Consider the following 17,598-nt stretch of genomic DNA (forward strand, 5'->3'; position numbering starts at 1 on the left):
TCCCTGATATGCGACCCTCAAGCACCCCGAGGCCGGACATCCCTGCCGCACATCGAACACCAAGTGAAGTGACTCAGTTCACAGCCTAACCGTTCGGGGTCGACCGCGGAGGTGGGGTAACCTCGGCGACCTCGCTTCGGTAGTCAAATTTGAGGAGTCGGCAGAGCTGTGCACAGCATCACCGCGGCGCCCCCCTTCGAGCCGTCTGAACTGGCCCGCTGCCCCGCCGTGTTCGTCCCGGCCGACCCCGCGCGTGCCGGCCGCTTCGCCTTCTGGCGGCCCGACGGCGCCCTCCCCGCCCCTTCGGGCCTCAAAGCCGTCGCCGACCTGGTCGTGGCGGTGCCCGGCGAGCGCGGGGTCGAGCGGGTGCGGGTGCCCGCGGTGCTGTTGCCGGTGCGCGCCGCCCTCCCCGTGCTCACACGCGCGCGTGCCGACCCGCTCGCCCACCGGGCCACCGCGTTCTGGGGCTCGGCAGGTGTGCTGGCCCTGCACTTCCTGGCACGGGGCCTGCTGCTGCCCGGGCTCTCCCCTGGCGATCATGACGCCTGGCGGGTCGGCCCCCTGACCGCCGGGGAGACGGAACTCGTCCGCGAACTGGCCGCCTCCATGCCGCCGGAGGCCCACGCCACCCCGGTGGACGACATCGTGCCGCCCCGGCTGCCCGCCCCGCAGCGGCTGCTGCGCGACTTCCTGGACGCGGTCGCCGACACGCTCCCCCGCTCCCCCGCCGCTGCGCTGGTCACGGGCGGCCCGGCGTACGCGACGGCGCAGCCGCGGCATCTGCCCGAGCAGCGGGCCTGGGCCGACGACGTCGCCGCGGGGCACGACGCCGGGGTACGGCTCTCACTGCGGATCGAGGTGCCCGGTCTCGACGCCGCGTTGCACGACTACGCCCCGCCGCGGTTCGGTGCCGTCCTACAGGTGCACACCGTCGGCGGCCCGGCGGCCGTCGCGGACGCGGCCGAGGTGTGGTCCGGATCCGGTCCTTCGGGTCCGGCCTTCGGCCCCCGCGCGCGACTGGACACCCTGCTGGCCCTGCGCCGCGCGGCGCGTGCCTGGCCGCCGCTCGCGGCCCTGCTCTCGGCGACCGTGCCGGACCGCGTCGAACTCGCCGACGACGAGATCACCGACCTCCTCGGAGCGGGCGCCCGTGCGCTGTCCGCGGCGGGCGTCGAGGTGCACTGGCCCAAGGAGCTGTCGCGCGAGTGGTCCGCCCGGGTGGACATCGGGCCGCCGGCCGACGGGAGCACACGGGGCACGGCGGGGGCACAGGTGCCGTCGTTCCTGTCGGCCGACACCCGGCTCGCGTTCACCTGGTCGTTCGCGTTGGGCGGCCGGGACCTGTCCCGTGCGGAACTGGACCGACTGGCCGAGGCCGGCCGCCCTCTGGTGCGGCTGCGTGACCAGTGGGTGCTGATCGATCCTCAGGAGGCCCGTCGCGTCCGTGCGCGGCAGGACCGCGAGGTCACCCCCGTCGAGGCGCTGGGCGCCGTGCTGACCGGCTCGACGGAGGTCGACGGACGCCCCGTCGACGTGCGGCCCACAGGATGGCCGGCACAGCTGCGGGAGCGGCTCGCGGACCCGGAGGGACAGGAGCCGGTCTGTCCGCCCCCGGCGCTCGCCGCCACCCTGCGGGACTACCAACTGCGGGGTTTCACCTGGCTGGTGGGGATGACGTCCCTGGGGCTCGGCTGCTGCCTGGCGGACGACATGGGCCTCGGCAAGACCGTCACGCTGATCGCCCTGCATCTGCATCGCCAGACCGACCCCGCCGCGGCCGGACCCACGCTCGTGGTCTGTCCGGCGTCCCTGCTGGGCAACTGGCAGCGGGAGATCGAGAAGTTCGCGCCCGGCACGCCGGTGCGCCGCTTCCACGGCCCGCGGCGGACTCTGGAGGCGCCCGCCGACGGTGAGTTCGTCCTCACGACGTACGGCACGCTCCGCCCGCACGCGGAACGGCTCGGCGAGGTCCCCTGGGGCATGGTCGTCGCCGACGAGGCACAGCATGTGAAGAACCCGTACTCGGCGACGGCGCGGGCGCTGCGCTCCGTCGGGGCACGCGCACGCGTGGCGCTCACCGGCACCCCGGTGGAGAACGACCTGTCGGAGCTGTGGGCGATCCTCGACTGGACGACACCCGGGGTGCTGGGGCGCCACAGCGCCTTCCGCGCCCGGTACGCGCAGGCCGTCGAGGGCGGCCGGGACCCCGCCGCCGCGCAGCGCCTCGCCCGGCTGGTGCGACCGTTCCTGCTGCGGCGCCGCAAGTCGGATGCGGGCATCGCGCCCGAGCTGCCGCCGAAGACCGAGACCGATCACCCGGTACCGCTGACCGGGGAACAGGCGGGCCTGTACGAGGCCCTGGTCAGGGAGACGCTGGAGGCGATCTCCACGGCCGACGGGATGGCGCGCCGTGGGCTGGTCGTGAAGCTGCTGACGGGGCTGAAGCAGATCTGCAATCACCCCGCGCAGTTCCTCAAGGAGGACGCCGCCCGGATCGCCGGACGGTCGGGGAAGCTGGACTCGCTGGACGAACTCCTCGACACGATCCTCTCCGAGGGGGCGGGCGTGCTCGTCTTCACCCAGTACGTGCGGATGGCACGCCTCCTGGAACGGCATCTGGCGGCCCGCGGTGTGCCGGCGCAGTTGCTGCACGGCGGCACACCGGTGACCGAGCGCGAGGCGCTGGTGCAGCGCTTCCAGGAGGGTGAAGTGCCCGTTTTCCTGCTCTCGTTGAAGGCGGCCGGCACGGGCCTGAACCTGACCAGGGCCGAGCACGTCGTGCACTACGACCGCTGGTGGAACCCCGCGGTGGAGGCACAGGCCACCGACCGCGCGTACCGCATCGGCCAGCGGCGGCCCGTGCAGGTGCACCGGCTGATCGCCGAGGGAACCGTCGAGGACCGCATCGCGGAGCTGCTGAGCCGCAAACAGGACCTGGCCGACGCCGTGCTCGGCTCCGGCGAGGCGGCGCTCACGGAACTGGCGGACACGGAACTGGCCGAACTGGTGGAGCTGCGCGGGGAGGCGCGATGACCCGGTACGACGAGATGGTGGAGCGCACGTTCCCCGCTCTGCCGCCCGCACACGGGAGGGGCTTCGCACAGACGTGGTGGGGCCGGGCGTGGCTGCGGGCTCTGGAGGACACCGCGCTGGACGGGGCTCAGGTGAAGGCGGGACGCCGGCTCGCGCGCTCGGCAGCGGTGGGTGCGGTCTCGGTGCGGCCCGGCCGGGTCACGGCCGTGGTCCGGGACCCCGGACGCGCCGCACACCGGGCCGACGTGCTGTTGCCCAAGCTGTCGGACGAACAGTGGGACCGGCTGCTCGACCTGGTCGTCGAGCGGGCCGGGCACATGGCGGCGCTGCTCGACCGCGAGCTGCCGCCCCATCTGGTGGAGGACGCGGCGGTCGCGGGGATCGAACTGCTGCCGGGCCTCGGCGACCTGGAGCCGGAGTGCGACTGCGGCGCCTGGGACCACTGCGGGCACACGGCGGCGCTGTGCCACCAGGTGGCGCGGCTGCTGGACGAGGATCCGTTCGTGCTGCTGCTGTTGCGGGGACGGGGCAGGCGCGCCCTGCTGGACGCCCTACAGGTGCGTACCGCGGTGCCCGAGGGTCCGGCCGACGAGCCGGACGGAGCGGACGCCGCGGAGGCTTGGGCGGCCGGCGACATCCTGCCGCCCCTGCCCGCCCCGCCCCCGCTTCCCGATGAGCCGGGCCGGCCGCCGACCCTCGACGCCGAGGCGGCACCCGCGCCCGGTATCGACCCGCAGGCCCTCGCCCACCTGGCCGCGCGCACCGCCGAGGAGGCGTATCGGCTGCTCGCCGGGGCGCTCCACGACGAACCGGGACAGGTGGGACACGAACCGGAGTTGACGGTGGGCCAGGACGCCGTGCGGCTCGCCGCGGGCGCGCCCGCCGGGGACCTCGCGCACCGGTTGGCGCACGGATCGGGCCGCGACGCGCAAGGGCTGGCGACGGCGGTGCGGGCCTGGCGCCACGGCGGTGCCGAGGCGCTGGCCGTGCTCGACGAGGAGTGGCAGGTGGAGGGCGGCGCCCTGGCACGCGCGCGTGCCGCGCTGGACGCCGCATGGGACGAGGACGACCGGCCGGCGCTGCGGCGGGCCGGCAACCGGTGGACCGTCCAAGGCGCGGGCGTGCAGGTGCGGCTGGGGCGGGACGGCCGCTGGTGGCCCTACCTGCTGCTCGGCCACTGGATCCCCGCGGGGCACGCGGCGCGGGATCCGGCGACGGCCCTCGCGGCAGCCCGGCTCACCCTTGAGGAGGAGCGGTCCGCGGGCCCCGAAGTACCCAACGACATGCGGGAATGAGGGTCTGACGGCACGCCGGCCGTGCCCCGGAACCCGCTGACGGGAGCACCCCGGACCGGCGTCGTACTGACGGAACGTCGGCCGGACCCGGGGTCCCGTCGATTGGACGAGCGGGCGACGCCCGGCGTTCACGCGGCGGTAGCACCGATTTCCTTCCGGGACCCAAATCTGGCCAGTGCCGAAGAACTTGACCCCTGGAGGCCCGATGTCCTCGCACCCCGCCGGCCGGCGCCGAGCCCACCGTTTTGTCGCTACGGGGCTTCCGCTGGCCCTGGCAGCCGCGCTCGTGGCGGCCGGTACGGCCGCCGCGGCGCCGTCCGGGGCGGCGAAGGCCCATGTCGTCCGCACGGCGACGCTCGCGGACATCCCGCTGGGCACGTTCAGCAACGCCCTGCTGCCCGGCAGCGTCGCCGACGACCGGGGTGTGGACCTCGGCGGCATCGGCAGCGACATGTACCCCGCGGGCCGCAAGAACGAGTTCTGGACGGTGACCGACCGCGGGCCGAACGGCCAGATCAAGGTGGACGGCCAAAAGCGCCGTACGTTCCCCGTACCGGGCTTCGACCCGGCGATCGTGAAGATCCGGGTGTCCGCGGACAGCGTCAAGGTGATCGACGCGATCCCCCTGACCACGTCCTCCGGGAAGGCCGTCACCGGGCTGTCCAACCAGAAGGCGCGCGACGAGGCTCCGTACGGCTACGACGCCAGGACGCCGCTGGCGTACAACCCGAACGGCCTGGACACCGAGGGCATCGTGCGGGCCGCGGACGGGACGTTCTGGCTGGTCGACGAGTACGGGCCCTCGCTGGTCCATGTGTCGGCGCGCGGCAGGGTGCTCACCCGGTACGTGCCCGAGGGGCTGAACCTGGCCGGTGCCGACTACCCGGTGGTGGAGGCGCTGCCGTCCGTGCTGCTGCACCGCAAGGTGAACCGCGGTTTCGAGGGGCTGGCGCTGCTGCCCGGCGGCGACCTCGTGATGGCCGTGCAGAGCCCGCTCTCGCTGCCGGACGCGGACGCCGGGAACGCCTCACGCACGACCCGGCTGCTGCGCTTCTCGCCGAAGAAGCACGCGGTCACCGCCGAGTACGCCTACCGGTTCGACCCGGTTGCCGTGGTCGACCCGAGCGAGGACGACACGTCCGAGCTGAAGATCTCCTCGGTGGTGGCGCTCGGCGGTGACCGGCTGCTGGTCGAGGAGCGCACCGACAAGGCGGCCCGCCTCCAGGTGGTGAAGCTGAGTCGCAAGGCCGACATCCTCGGCGGCGCCTGGGACGACGACACGACGTCACCCTCGCTTGAGCAGTTGGACGACCCGGCCGCCGCGGGCGTGCCGGTGCTCGCCAAGCGGCTCGTGGTCGACCTCGGCGCGGTGAGCGGGGTGCCGGGCAAGATCGAGGGCATCGCACGCGTGGACCACGACACGCTCGCCCTCATCAACGACAACGACTTCGGGATGACGGACGGCTCGGGCGCCTTCGACGCGCAGGGCCGGCTCGTCGACAGCGGCATCGAGACGACCGTGACCTACGTCCGGCTGCCCCACGGCATCTGACGTCCCGCACGGGGGAAGTCGGCGGTACCGCCGGTCATCGGTACGCGCGCGTGGGGTGGCAGGCTGCCATTACTCACCGACTTGCCCGACAGACAACATAGGTACGCGCGCGTGGGGCGGCAGGAGATGCGCCGCCCCACGCGCGCGTGCGTTCAGCCCCGGACGCCGAGGAGGTGGTCCATGGCGAGTTGGTCGAGGTGTTCGAAGGCCATGCCGCGGGCGGCGGCGGCCTCGATGTCGAAGTCCTCGTAGGCGGTGCGGTCTTCGAGGAGGGCGCTGAGGCCGTCGGCGGCGGTGGGCTGGGCGAGCTGGTCGAGGCGGGCGGCCTTCAGGGCGTCCCGGACCTCGGGGTCGGCGCGGAAGGCGGCGGAGCGGTCCTTGAGGATGAGGTAGTTGCGCATGCAGCCGGCCGCGGAGGCCCACACACCGTCCAGGTCCTCGGTGCGCGGCGGTTTGAAGTCGAAGTGGCGCGGGCCGTCGTAGCCGGCGCTCTCCAGCAGATCGACCAGCCAGAACGCGGCACGCAGGTCGCCGGCGCCGAACCGCAGGTCCTGGTCGTACTTGATGCCGCTCTGGCCGTTGAGGTCGATGTGGAAGAGCTTGCCCGCCCACAGGGCCTGCGCGATGGAGTGCGGGAAGTTGAGGCCGGCCATCTGCTCGTGGCCGACTTCCGGGTTGACGCCGTACAGGGCGGGGCGTTCCAGGCGTTCGATGAAGGCGAGGGCGTGGCCGACGGTGGGCAGCAGGATGTCGCCGCGGGGCTCGTTCGGCTTGGGCTCGATGGCGAAGCGCAGGTCGTAGCCCTGTCCGGTGACGTACTCGCCGAGCAGGTCGAAGGCTTCCTTCATGCGGTCCAGGGCGGTGCGGACGTCCTTGGCTGCGCCGGACTCGGCGCCTTCCCGTCCGCCCCAGGCGACGTAGGTGCGGGCGCCGAGTTCGGCGGCGAGGTCGATGTTGCGGATGGTCTTGCGCAGGGCGTAGCGGCGTACGTCGCGGTCGTTGGCGGTGAACGCGCCGTCCTTGAAGACGGGGTGGGTGAAGAGGTTGGTGGTGGCCATGGGCACGGTCATGCCGGTGGCGTCCAGGGCCTGGCGGAAGCGTGTGACGTGGGTGTCGCGTTCGGCCTCGGAGGATCCGAAGGGGATCAGGTCGTCGTCGTGGAAGGTCACTCCGTGGGCGCCGAGTTCCGCCAGGCGTCGCACCGACTCGACCGGGTCCAGGGCCCGGCGGGTGGCGTCCCCGAACGGGTCCCGGCCCTGCCAGCCGACGGTCCACAGGCCGAATGTGAACCTGTCCTCAGGGGTGGGCTGGTAGCTCATGCCGCGGCTCCTTGCTGGCTTGCAACCCATTTCGTCATGGCGGTTTACAAATTAGTATGCGGTCGCGTCCCTGGGAAGGGAGAAGATGTCTCCAAAGGGGTGATGTCCAGGCCGCCACCCGGACATCACCGCCCGGGCATGTCCAAGAAGACCAGGTCAGATCCCCCGAGCCGCCGAAAAGGGAGAGCCCGATGTCAGCAGCCGATGGTCCGCTCGTCGTCGGCGTGGACACATCCACCCAGTCCACCAAGGCGCTGGTCGTCGACACGGCCACGGGCCGGGTCGTGGCGAGCGGCCGGGCCCCGCACACCGTCACCTCCGGCGCGGGCCGGGAGAGCGACCCGCGCCAGTGGTGGCAGGCCCTGTGCGAGGCCCTGCGCCAGTGCGGAGACGCGGCGCGCGAGGCCGCCGCGGTGTCGATCGGCGGCCAGCAGCACGGTCTGGTCACCCTGGACGGCGAGGGAGAACCGGTCCGGCCGGCCCTGCTGTGGAACGACGTGCGCTCGGCGCCGCAGGCCCGCCGCCTCGTGGCGGAGCTGGGCGGCCCCAAGGCCTGGGCGGAGCGCACCGGCAGCGTGCCCGGGGCGTCCTTCACGGTCACCAAGTGGGCCTGGCTGGCCGAGCACGAGCCGGACGCGGTCCGCGCCACCAAGGCGGTGCGCCTGCCCCACGACTACCTCACCGAGCGCCTCACCGGTCAGGGCACCACGGACCGCGGCGACGCCTCCGGCACCGGCTGGTGGGCGTCCGGCACCGAGACGTACGACGAGGAGACCCTCGCCCATGTGGGGCTCGACCCGGCGCTGCTGCCCCGCGTGGTCCGGCCCGGCGAGGTGGCGGGCACCGTGCGCGACAGCCATGACCTGCCGTTCTCCAAGGGCACCCTGGTGGCGCCCGGCACCGGGGACAACGCCGCGGCCGCGCTCGGCCTCGGGCTGCGCCCCGGCACCCCGGTGCTGAGCCTCGGCACGTCCGGCACCGTGTACGCGGTGTCCACGCACCGTCCTACCGACCCGACCGGCACGGTCGCGGGCTTCGCCGACGCGCACGGCGACTGGCTGCCGCTGGCCTGCACCCTGAACTGCACCCTCGCCGTCGACCGCATCGCCGCGCTGCTGCGCCTGGACCGGGAGGCGGTCGAACCCGGCACCACCGTCACCCTGCTGCCCTACCTGGGCGGCGAGCGCACCCCGAACCTGCCGAACGCCTCGGGCCTGCTGCACGGACTGCGCCACGACACGACGGCGGGGCAGCTCCTGCAAGCCGCGTACGACGGTGCCGTGCACGCGCTGCTCGGCGCCCTCGACCTGGTGCTCGACGAGGACGCCGACCGGAGCACACCCCTGCTGCTGATCGGCGGCGGCGCCCGCGGCACGGCCTGGCAACAGACGGTACGGCGGCTGTCGGGGCGGCCCGTGCAGGTGCCCGAAGCCAGGGAACTGGTCGCGCTCGGCGCGGCGGCACAGGCGGCCGGGCTGCTGACCGGCGAGGACCCGGCCGCGGTCGCCCGCCGCTGGAAAACGGCCGCGGGTCCGGTGCTGGACCCGGTGGAGCGGGACGAGGCGACGCTGGCCCGGATCTCCGGGGTACTCTCCGACGCGGCCCTGCTGCTGGCCCGGGGGACGGACCCCGCGTGACCGGCGCCACGCCGGAACGCCGCTGAGGGACACGGAGCGAGGATCGACGCACGCATGACCGCACCGCCGCACGAGGACCCGGCCCGTTCCGGCCGCCTGCCGGACACCCAGCAGGGCATGCGCCGCCGCAACCTGGCCAGGGTGATGCACGCCGTCAGCGCCGAGGGGCCGCTCTCCCGGGCGTCGGTCGCCTCACGCATCGGGCTGACCCGGGCCGCGGTGTCGACCCTCGTGGAGGAGCTGACCCATTGGGGGCTGCTGGAGGAGCTGGGCCCCGAACGGCCCGGCCGGGTGGGCCGTCCGGGGTCGGCGCTCGCCGTCAGCGGCCGCGGCCCGGCCGGGATCGGCGCGGAGGTCGGCGTCGACCACCTCGCGGTGTGCGCGGTCGACCTGCGCGGCGAGGTACGCGCGCGTACCGTGCGGCACGGCGCCAACCGGGGCCGTGCCGCGGGGCCGGTGCTCGACGAACTCGCCGCCCTGGTGCGCCGGGTCGTCACCGAGGCGGAGCGGGCGGGCCTGTGGCCCGCCGGGCTCGCGGTCGCCGTACCCGGCCTGGTGGCACGCGACGCCCGCACGGTCGTGCGCGCCCCGAACCTCGACTGGCGGGAGACCGACCTCGGCGCCCTGCTGCCCCTCGGTCTGCCGCTGACCGTGGACAACGAGGCCAACTTCGGCGCGCTCGCGGAACTCTGGCTGGGCGCGGACACCCCAAGGGACTTCCTGCATGTGTCGGCCGAGATCGGCATCGGTGCCGCGGTCGTCGTGGACGGACAACTGCTGCGCGGCACCCGGGGCTTCGCGGGCGAGCTGGGCCATGTCCCGGTCCGCCCGGACGGCCCGCGCTGCCCGTGCGGCGGACGCGGATGCCTCGAACAGTACGCCGGTGAGGAGGCGGTCCTGCGCGCGGCCGGGCTCGCGCCCGGCGAGGATCTGGTCGGTTTGCTCACCCGGCGCGCCGACGAGGGACACGAGGGCGTACGACGGGCCCTGCACGACGCCGGTACGGCGCTCGGCATCGCCCTGACCGGGGCGGTGAACCTGCTCGATCCGCGGTCCGTGGTGCTGGGCGGCGCGCTGGCCGGGCTCTCGCCCTGGCTCCTGCCGTCGCTGACGGGGGAACTGGCGGACCGCACGGCGGGGCCGCCCTGTCCCGTGTCGGTGTCACGGCTCGGCTCCGAGGGGCCGCTGCTCGGGGCCGCGCACTCCGTGGTGCGAGCCGTCCTGGACGATCCGGCGACGGTGGCCGAACACGTCGCCTGACGGCGAAAACGCCTCAGCCGAGGAACGCCCCGACCGCGCCCACGAAGCAGTCGGGGTCATCGAGCCAGGGGAAGTGGCCGGCGCCCCGTTGCACGGTGCACCGGGCGTCCCGGAACAACGCGGTGTACTCGGCCATCGCGCCCGGCGGGGAGTTCAGGTCGAACTCGCCGGCGAGCAGCAGCACCGGCCGTGCGAAGGCGGCGAGTGCCGCTCGGGTGGTGTCCGGGTCGAAGGCCCCGTCCGCGGTGAAGACGGCGGCGGCCGAGTCGTTCCGCTGCCACTCCTCGGCGGCCCGGTGGTGTTGCGCCGTCTTGTCCCAACGGCCGTAGGCGAACGGTGCGATGGCCCGCCAGGAATCGGCGGTCGCCCGGCCGGCGACGATCTCTTCAAGGGCCGCGCGGGCGGCCGGGTACCAGGGTTCGTCCTCGCGCAGCGCCGCAGTGTCGCGGCGCAGGCCGCCGCCGATCGTGATGCCGACGGCCATGACGCTCGGGGTGATCAGCGCGAGTCTGCCGACACGTCCCGGGTGGCGCTCCAGGTAGCGCACGGCGAGGTTCGCGCCGGCCGAATGCCCCAGCAGATCCATCCGGTCGAGCCCGAGGTGCTCGCGCAGCGCGTCCACATCCGCGACGAGACGGTCGCAGCGGTACGAGTCCTCGTCGTCCGGCACCTGCGACGCACCGGTGCCACGCAGGTCCAGCAGGACGAGCCGCCGGCTAACGGACAGGCCGCCCAACTCGCCGAGGTACGCGGAGGCCTGCATCGGGCCGCCCAGCAGACAGACCAGCGGGGAGCCGTCGCCGAAGACGTGGTAGGCCAGTTGGGTGCCGTCGTGCGCGGTGAAGGCGGGCATGACCCAGACCCTCGCAGGAACGTTCGGGGCCGGGCAATCGGATTGTCCGGCAGTCGCGGGTGGAAGACATGCGGCATGCGACACCGGGAGGCGTGCATGGCAAACTGGGTGCCCCGTGAACAGTGGATCGAGTCCCAGCCGCGGACGCTTCTCGCGTCGTGCGTGGTGGTGCTGGACGGACGGGGCCGCCTCCTGCTGCTGCGCTACGGGCCCGGGCAGCCGGCCGCCGGAGCCTGGTGGCTGCCGGGCGGGATGCTCGATCACGGCGAGGACCCGTGGACGGCGGCGCGGCGGGAGACGCGGGAGGAGACAGGCCTCGAACTCGGCCCGACGCCCCGATTGATCGGCGTCGACCACCGGGTGGACGTGCTCGGCACGGGTCCGGTCCTCGACTGCTTCTTCGACGGGGGGATCCTCGCCGAGGACGCGGGAATCCGGCTCAGCTCCGAGCACGACCGGCATGGGCTGTTCACCCTCGCCGAGTTGACGCGCACACCGCTCGCCGCCCGGCTCCCCGCGCTCACCGCCCTGCACACGGCGGCAACGGCCGGAACCTTCGCATACCTGCGGGAGAGCATTCCCGTGTGACGGCCGGGAGGGTTGTCATCTCCTTCGGCCGGCATGGGAGCGGCGGTGCGGACGCCGCGCGCCGGGGCCGGCGGATCGAGTGACGGACCGCGGCGGCACCGGTTCCGGGGCCCTGGCCGTGTGCTGCCCCGCGTGCCGGGCGGTCACTGACGCCCGGTCCGCTTCCACGGGCCGACGGCGAGCTTCCCGGTCGTGCCCAGGTCCAGTTCCGGTGTCACCGTCACCGGCGCGGCGCCCGGCTTCGCCCACACCCGCACATAGGGGGCGTTCACCGCAGTGCCGGAGAGCACCGTGTTGCGCCACACCAGTCCGGCGTGCGCGCCCTCGCCCGGCTTCAGGGCCAGCGGCCCGGGCGGCCCGTCGGCTCCCGTACTCCCGGCGACGGCGGACCCGTCGTGCAGGATCCGCAGCCCCTGCACCGTCCGGTGGGCGTCGTCGAGCACGCTCAGCCGGGGGTAACCCTCGATGTGGTACGTGTCCGTGCCGCAGTTCTCCAGGCGGAGGCTCACCACGCGAAGTCCCATGGCGGCGTCGCCCTCGTCCGCGTACACACGCACCCCGGACGACGGGCAGGGACCGCCCGGGGCCGGTGCCTCCTCAGTGGGGACACTGCGCACCTTGACCACCTCCACCTCCGCCTGCGCCCCGCCGGCCGTGCCCGTCGGCGGCGCAGGCGTGCCGACCGTGTCCGTCACGGTGGCCTTGGGCGCGACGGACGCCAGGACACGTGACGCGATCACCGGCGCCGCGCCGTTGTGCGGCCGGAACCGGAAGGTGATGGTGTACCGGAAGGCCCTGTCGTGGTGGTTGGTGACCTGGAACACCGCGCAGTCCCCGGTCAGTCCGCCGATGTCGGTGATGGTGACACCGTCCGTCTCCGGTCCGCCGCTTCCGTCCGTCGCGGTCGACTTCCGCGGTGGGCCGGCATCGCACGAGGGACGGCCGGGCTCACTGGAGGACCGAGCCGGCACCTGGCTGCCGCAGGCCGTCAGGAGCAAGGTGGCGGCGACGGCCGCGAGCGGCGGGAGTGACGTGGCACGCATCCGCCGAGTCGACCAGGATGCGACCGCGATGTGCTGTGACCGGGACCACTCTTGCGGTCACAGCGCTGTCACAGAGACAGAGCAGTCGTCCCGCATCCGGAGCCAATTCACCCGGCCGGGTGGCGGAGTTTTCCACAGTTCCGCGCTCGTCCACCGATTCACTCGCCGCACTTCTGCCCAACCCGCCAGCGCCGTACCGTAATTCACGCGAGCCGCAGCCGGGCACCGGGCCGACCGGGACCACGGGTGCGCAACGGTGACGAAGGGACGAGGGCCGAGGGGGTTCACGGATGTCGGGGGAGACCATCACAGGGCTGCGCAGGACGCCATCGGGTCGCGCACCGGCCCGCATTCATGTTCTGCCCGGCTTCCTCGCCCGCCTCCACCCCTGGTACCGCTCCCCCGTCGCGGGCCTTGCGGTGTGCAGCGCGGTCGCCGTCGGGGCCCTGCTGGGGCTCGGGCTCGGGTTCGGTTACGGCCCGGCGACCGCGGCCGGGATACCGGCCTTCGACTTCGTCACCGAAGTGACGGCGCCGGTGTCGTACGCGGGCCTCGTGGTCGGCGTGTGGATGGCCGCCGGAGTCGTCGCCCTGGTGATCCTGATACGACGTCATCCGGAGCGCATGACCGCGACCGCCCGCTTTCACCTCGGCCCACCCGTGCCCACCCGCCCCGGCAGAAAGGAGCCGCGAAGCGATGACCGACCCGCGAGGTGTGACAGTGCGGCCCGAACGGGGCGCGTACGTCAGGACGTTCGGGGCGCGCCACCCGTGGCGCGCTGGCGGCGCCCGGCGCAGGCTCATCACCCCCGATACGATGCTCGACCTGTACACGCAGGACTGCTTCGGCGGACGGGTACGGTCCCAGAAGGACCTGGTGTCCGAGGTGTGCGGGATCCCTTTCCCCAACCCGCAGACCGGGCCGTTCCACAGGGAATCGCCACGCCGCGGCCCCGTCTGGAGTCGGACACCCACATCGTCTCGACCGGTTCGGCGCGCCCTTCGGAGGACGCCTTCCGGATCTCCCAGTCGGACCTCGTGCGACGGCTGGTGCGCACTTACGGATTCGCCGAGTTGGACGCGCCCAGTTCGCGACCCAAGCGGTCGAATCACCGTTGGCCAACGTGTGCGACCCCAACTACACATACGTGGCGAAGACCCACAAGGAACGGCTGCCCGCCCGGAAGACCCACCGCGGCATACACACGGCTGCGCGAGACGACGAAGGCGCCGCGCGCCCGACCTCGCCACGGCAGTTCTCGAATCCCCCCACACCGAAAGGCAAATCGACCATGGACCGGTCCCGACCGCTGCCCAGCAGACGACGGATCCTGAAGGGCGCGGCGCTCGCCGCGGTGCCCTATGCACTGCTTCCCGACGCACGCGCCGGCGCGCAGACCCAGGCCGTCGACTACCCGTCCGCCGAGTCGCAGCCGGCGAGCACCGCCAACTACACGGCGTCCAGCCGTCCCAGCGCCTATCTTGTGGACCGCGTGATCGTCCACGTCACCCAGGAGACGTATGCCAGCACTCTGTCCATCTTCCAGAACCCGCAGAAGAAGGTGTCGGCGCACTATGTGGTCCGTTCCGCGGACGGGCATGTGGCGCAGTGCGTCCGTGAGGCCGACATCGCCTGGCACGCGGGGAACTGGGACTACAACACCCGCAGCATCGGCATCGAGCACGAGGGCTGGGTAGATCAACCCGCCTACTTCACCGACGCGATGTACACGCAGTCGGCGAGGCTGACGGCGGCGATCTGCGAGAGATACGACATCCCCAAGGACCGGGCGCACATCCTCGGGCACGTCGAGGTTCCCGGGACCGATCACACCGATCCGGGTCCGAACTGGGACTGGGCCCGCTACATCAGACTCGTCAACCTCACCTGACCGGTCCCGGCGTACGGCGTGGCGCTGCGTCGGGCGTTCGCCGAGGCCCCGCCGGGCCTTGTGCGCCCGGCGCACGCCCGTCGCCCATCGTTTGGGTGAGACCGGTCGAAACTGTTGTCCGCGCCCACCCCCCGAGTGACGATGTCCCCTATCGCATCGCCGTCCGGGGAGGCCTTGTTGACCGATCCATGGGTGGCCCTGGAGCCGGGGGCCGACCCCGCCGAACGCGTCCGCGTGCTGCGCCGCGCGCACGAGACGTTCACCACCGTCGGCACGGTGCCGCGTCCGGTGCGGTCGGTGGTGGCGGACTCGTGGCGGCGTTCCGCACGGGCGGGCGTGGGCCCCGACGGCAGCGCGAACGTGGAACTGACCGACGGCGACCTCGGCGCCTACCGTGCGGAGCACCCGCTGGCCCGGGTCATGCCGCTGTTCCGTGAGCTGATGGGCACGTTCGCGGCGGACGGCGAGCATCTGCTCGCGGTGTGCGACGCACACGGCAGGCTGCTGTGGGTCGAGGGCCATCCGACGACCCGGCGCAGAGCGGACCGGATGAACTTCGTGCCGGGTGCGCGCTGGTCGGAGAGCGCCGTCGGGACCAACGCGCCGGGCACGGCCGTCGCCATCGGCCGGCCGGTGCAGGTCTTCGCGGCCGAGCACTTCATCCGGCGGGTGCAGCCGTGGACCTGCGCGGCGGCACCGGTGCACGATCCGCGCACCGGCCGGGTGCTCGGGGCGGTGGACATCACCGGCGGGGACGGGCTGGCGCACCCGCACAGCCTGGGGTTCGTACAGGCGGTGGCGCGGGCCGCCGAGTCCCAGCTCGCGCTGCTCGCCCCGCCGCGGCCCACGGAAGGGGCGGTCGGTCTGACCGCGTTGGGCCGCGACGAGGCGCGGCTCCTGCTGGACGGGCGTCGGATTGCCCTCAGTCGTCGGCACAGCGAGCTGCTGGTGCTGCTGGCCCGCCACCCGGAGGGCCTGACCGGCGACGAGTTGCAGTGCGCGTTGTACGAGGACGAGTCGGTGACGCCGGTGACTCTGCGCGCCGAACTGGCCCGGCTTCGCAGGCTGTTGGGTCCGGGGCTGCTGGCGTCGCGGCCGTACCGGCTGACGGCTTTGGTGGAGTCCGACGTCGCCGTGGTGGAGCGGCGGCTGGCGGCGGGCGCGGTCACGGGGGCCGCGGCCGCGTACTCCGGTCCGCTGTTGCCCGGCTCGCAGGCACCGGCCGTGGTGCGGCTCAGGCGGCACCTCGCCGACGGGCTGCGCGCGGCGCTGATCGCCCGCCGTGACTGCGATCTGCTGGCCGAGTGGGCGCACGCGCCCTGGGGAGAGGAGGACCTGGAGGTGTGGCGGGCGCTCGCCGCAGTGCGGCCGACGGCGACGGTGCGGGCGCGTCTTGAGGAACTGGAGTCGGAGCTGGCGGCACCGCGCGCCCCGGTCACCACGCCGGCCACCGCGCCGACCGGCCGCGCAACGTGGTTGCAACGTCCGCGTCCCTAGCCTTGGCCGCGCGAGCTGCCCGACGGCGGGCAGCGCTTCACCGGAGGCAGACCAGGATGACCCGTTACGCGGCGCCCGGCACCGAGGGCGCGATCGTCTCCTACCAGGCGCGCTACGACCACTTCATCGGCGGTGCGTACGTCCCGCCGGCGCGCGGGCAGTACTTCGAGAACCCGTCGCCGGTGAACGGACAGCCGTTCACCGAGGTGGCGCGCGGCACCGCGGAGGACGTGGAGCGAGCGCTGGACGCGGCGCACGCGGCCGCGCCCGCCTGGGGCCGTATGTCGGTGACGGAGCGGGCCGGCATCCTGCTCAAGATCGCCGACCGTATGGAGGCCTCGCTCGAACAGCTGGCGGTGGCCGAGAGCTGGGAGAACGGCAAGCCGGTGCGTGAGACGCTGGCGGCCGACATTCCGCTCGCCATCGACCACTTCCGCTACTTCGCGGGCGCGATTCGGGCGCAGGAGGGCTCGCTGGGCGAGTTGGACGACGACACGGTCGCCTACCACTTCCATGAGCCGCTGGGTGTCGTGGCGCAGATCATCCCGTGGAACTTCCCGATCCTGATGGCGACGTGGAAACTCGCGCCCGCGCTCGCCGCGGGCAACGCCGTGGTCATCAAGCCGGCCGAGCAGACCCCGGCGTCGATCCACTACTGGATGAGCCTGGTCGCGGACCTGTTGCCGCCGGGTGTGGTGAACATCGTCAACGGTTTCGGCGTGGAGGCGGGCAAGCCCCTCGCGTCCAGCCCGCGGGTGGCGAAGGTGGCGTTCACCGGCGAGACCACGACGGGGCGGCTGATCATGCAGTACGCCTCCGAGAACATCAAGCCGGTCACGCTGGAACTCGGCGGCAAGTCGCCCAACATCTTCTTCGACGACGTGTGGGCGCGGGACGACGACTTCCGCGACAAGGCGCTCGAAGGCTTCACGATGTTCGCGCTCAACCAGGGCGAGGTGTGCACGTGCCCCTCCCGGGCCCTGATCCAGCGCGGTCACTACGCCGAGTTCCTCGACGCTGCGGTCGAGCGCACCCGGCAGATCAGGCCCGGCCACCCACTGGACACCGACACGATGATCGGCGCGCAGGCCTCCAACGACCAGTTGGAGAAGATCCTCTCCTACCTGGACATCGGCCGGCAGGAGGGCGCAAGGGTGCTCACCGGCGGGGAACGCGTCGACCACGAGGGTGAGTTGAAGGGTGGATACTACGTCCAGCCGACCATTTTCGAGGGCGACAACCGCATGCGGATCTTCCAGGAGGAGATCTTCGGACCGGTGGTCTCGGTCGCCTCCTTCGACGACTTCGACGACGCCATCAAGATCGCCAACGACACGCTGTACGGCCTCGGGGCGGGTGTGTGGACGCGCGACGTCAACACCGCGTACCGGGCGGGCCGCGCCATCCAGGCGGGCCGCGTCTGGACCAACTGCTACCACGCCTACCCGGCGCACGCGGCCTTCGGCGGCTACAAGCAGTCCGGGATCGGCCGCGAGACGCACAGGATGATGCTGGAGCACTACCAGCAGACGAAAAACCTCCTGGTGTCATACGCCCCGAAGAAACTGGGCTTCTTCTAGCCACGAAAGAAGGGCGCCTGACCAGGCAAGATACCCGTCAGGCGCCCTTC

At 73.0% G+C, this 17,598-nt stretch carries 12 protein-coding genes; 9 read left to right on the plus strand and 3 right to left on the minus strand.

The window, feature by feature from the left end; genetic code table 11:
* Positions 1–168: 168 nt before the first annotated feature.
* The 3 genes from ABT245_RS18060 (at position 169) to ABT245_RS18070 (ending at position 5,880) form a co-directional block, all read left to right on the plus strand.
* Positions 169–3,033, plus strand: coding sequence for an SCO1167/SCO6262 family helicase (locus ABT245_RS18060; protein WP_351734606.1), 2,865 nt, complete (start codon positions 169–171; stop codon positions 3,031–3,033).
* Positions 3,030–4,328, plus strand: coding sequence for an SWIM zinc finger family protein (locus ABT245_RS18065; protein ID WP_351734608.1), 1,299 nt, complete (start codon positions 3,030–3,032; stop codon positions 4,326–4,328). Before ABT245_RS18060 ends, ABT245_RS18065 begins: the two co-directional genes overlap by 4 nt.
* Positions 4,329–4,533: 205 nt before the next feature.
* On the plus strand, positions 4,534–5,880 hold the full coding sequence (locus ABT245_RS18070) for an esterase-like activity of phytase family protein (RefSeq protein ID WP_351734610.1): 1,347 nt from the start codon (positions 4,534–4,536) through the stop codon (positions 5,878–5,880).
* Between the two features lie 152 nt (positions 5,881–6,032).
* Here the strand turns inward: ABT245_RS18070 and xylA are convergent, their stop codons facing one another.
* Positions 6,033–7,199, minus strand: coding sequence for a xylose isomerase (xylA, locus tag ABT245_RS18075; RefSeq protein WP_351734612.1), 1,167 nt, complete (start codon positions 7,197–7,199; stop codon positions 6,033–6,035).
* Positions 7,200–7,390: 191 nt separating this feature from the next.
* Between xylA and xylB the strand changes: the two genes are divergently transcribed.
* Together xylB and ABT245_RS18085 are read left to right on the plus strand one after the other, a co-directional pair.
* Entirely contained in the window at positions 7,391–8,836 is a 1,446-nt protein-coding gene (gene xylB / locus ABT245_RS18080) for a xylulokinase (RefSeq protein ID WP_351734614.1), read from the plus strand.
* A gap of 54 nt (positions 8,837–8,890) precedes the next feature.
* Positions 8,891–10,096 carry an ROK family protein gene (locus ABT245_RS18085; protein WP_351734616.1) on the plus strand — a complete coding sequence of 402 codons (1,206 nt, stop codon included), beginning with the start codon at positions 8,891–8,893 and terminating at the stop codon, positions 10,094–10,096.
* A 13-nt stretch (positions 10,097–10,109) separates the two neighbouring features.
* Here the strand turns inward: ABT245_RS18085 and ABT245_RS18090 are convergent, their stop codons facing one another.
* On the minus strand, positions 10,110–10,949 hold the full coding sequence (locus ABT245_RS18090; RefSeq protein ID WP_351734618.1) for an alpha/beta fold hydrolase: 840 nt from the start codon (positions 10,947–10,949) through the stop codon (positions 10,110–10,112).
* A 96-nt stretch (positions 10,950–11,045) separates the two neighbouring features.
* On the opposite strand from ABT245_RS18090, the gene ABT245_RS18095 reads away from it, so the two are divergent.
* The gene (locus ABT245_RS18095) at positions 11,046–11,537 is read left to right on the plus strand and encodes an NUDIX hydrolase (RefSeq protein WP_351734620.1); all 492 of its coding nucleotides are present in this window, start codon (positions 11,046–11,048) and stop codon (positions 11,535–11,537) included.
* Positions 11,538–11,680: 143 nt separating this feature from the next.
* Here the strand turns inward: ABT245_RS18095 and ABT245_RS18100 are convergent, their stop codons facing one another.
* Entirely contained in the window at positions 11,681–12,580 is a 900-nt protein-coding gene (locus ABT245_RS18100; RefSeq protein WP_351734622.1) for a DUF4232 domain-containing protein, read from the minus strand.
* A 1,291-nt stretch (positions 12,581–13,871) separates the two neighbouring features.
* Here ABT245_RS18100 and ABT245_RS18110 point away from each other — a divergent pair.
* The 3 genes from ABT245_RS18110 (at position 13,872) to exaC (ending at position 17,548) form a co-directional block, all read left to right on the plus strand.
* Positions 13,872–14,471 carry an N-acetylmuramoyl-L-alanine amidase gene (locus ABT245_RS18110; protein WP_351734642.1) on the plus strand — a complete coding sequence of 200 codons (600 nt, stop codon included), beginning with the start codon at positions 13,872–13,874 and terminating at the stop codon, positions 14,469–14,471.
* A gap of 177 nt (positions 14,472–14,648) precedes the next feature.
* Positions 14,649–15,968: a GAF domain-containing protein gene (locus ABT245_RS18115; RefSeq protein WP_351734624.1), complete on the plus strand. Its 1,320-nt coding sequence runs from the start codon at positions 14,649–14,651 to the stop codon at positions 15,966–15,968.
* 56 nt (positions 15,969–16,024) lie between these two features.
* Positions 16,025–17,548: an acetaldehyde dehydrogenase ExaC gene (gene exaC / locus ABT245_RS18120; protein ID WP_351734626.1), complete on the plus strand. Its 1,524-nt coding sequence runs from the start codon at positions 16,025–16,027 to the stop codon at positions 17,546–17,548.
* The last annotated feature ends 50 nt before the right edge of the window (positions 17,549–17,598 follow it).

This window comes from Streptomyces sp. NPDC001508 (assembly GCF_040298665.1).
GTDB lineage: Bacteria > Actinomycetota > Actinomycetes > Streptomycetales > Streptomycetaceae > Streptomyces.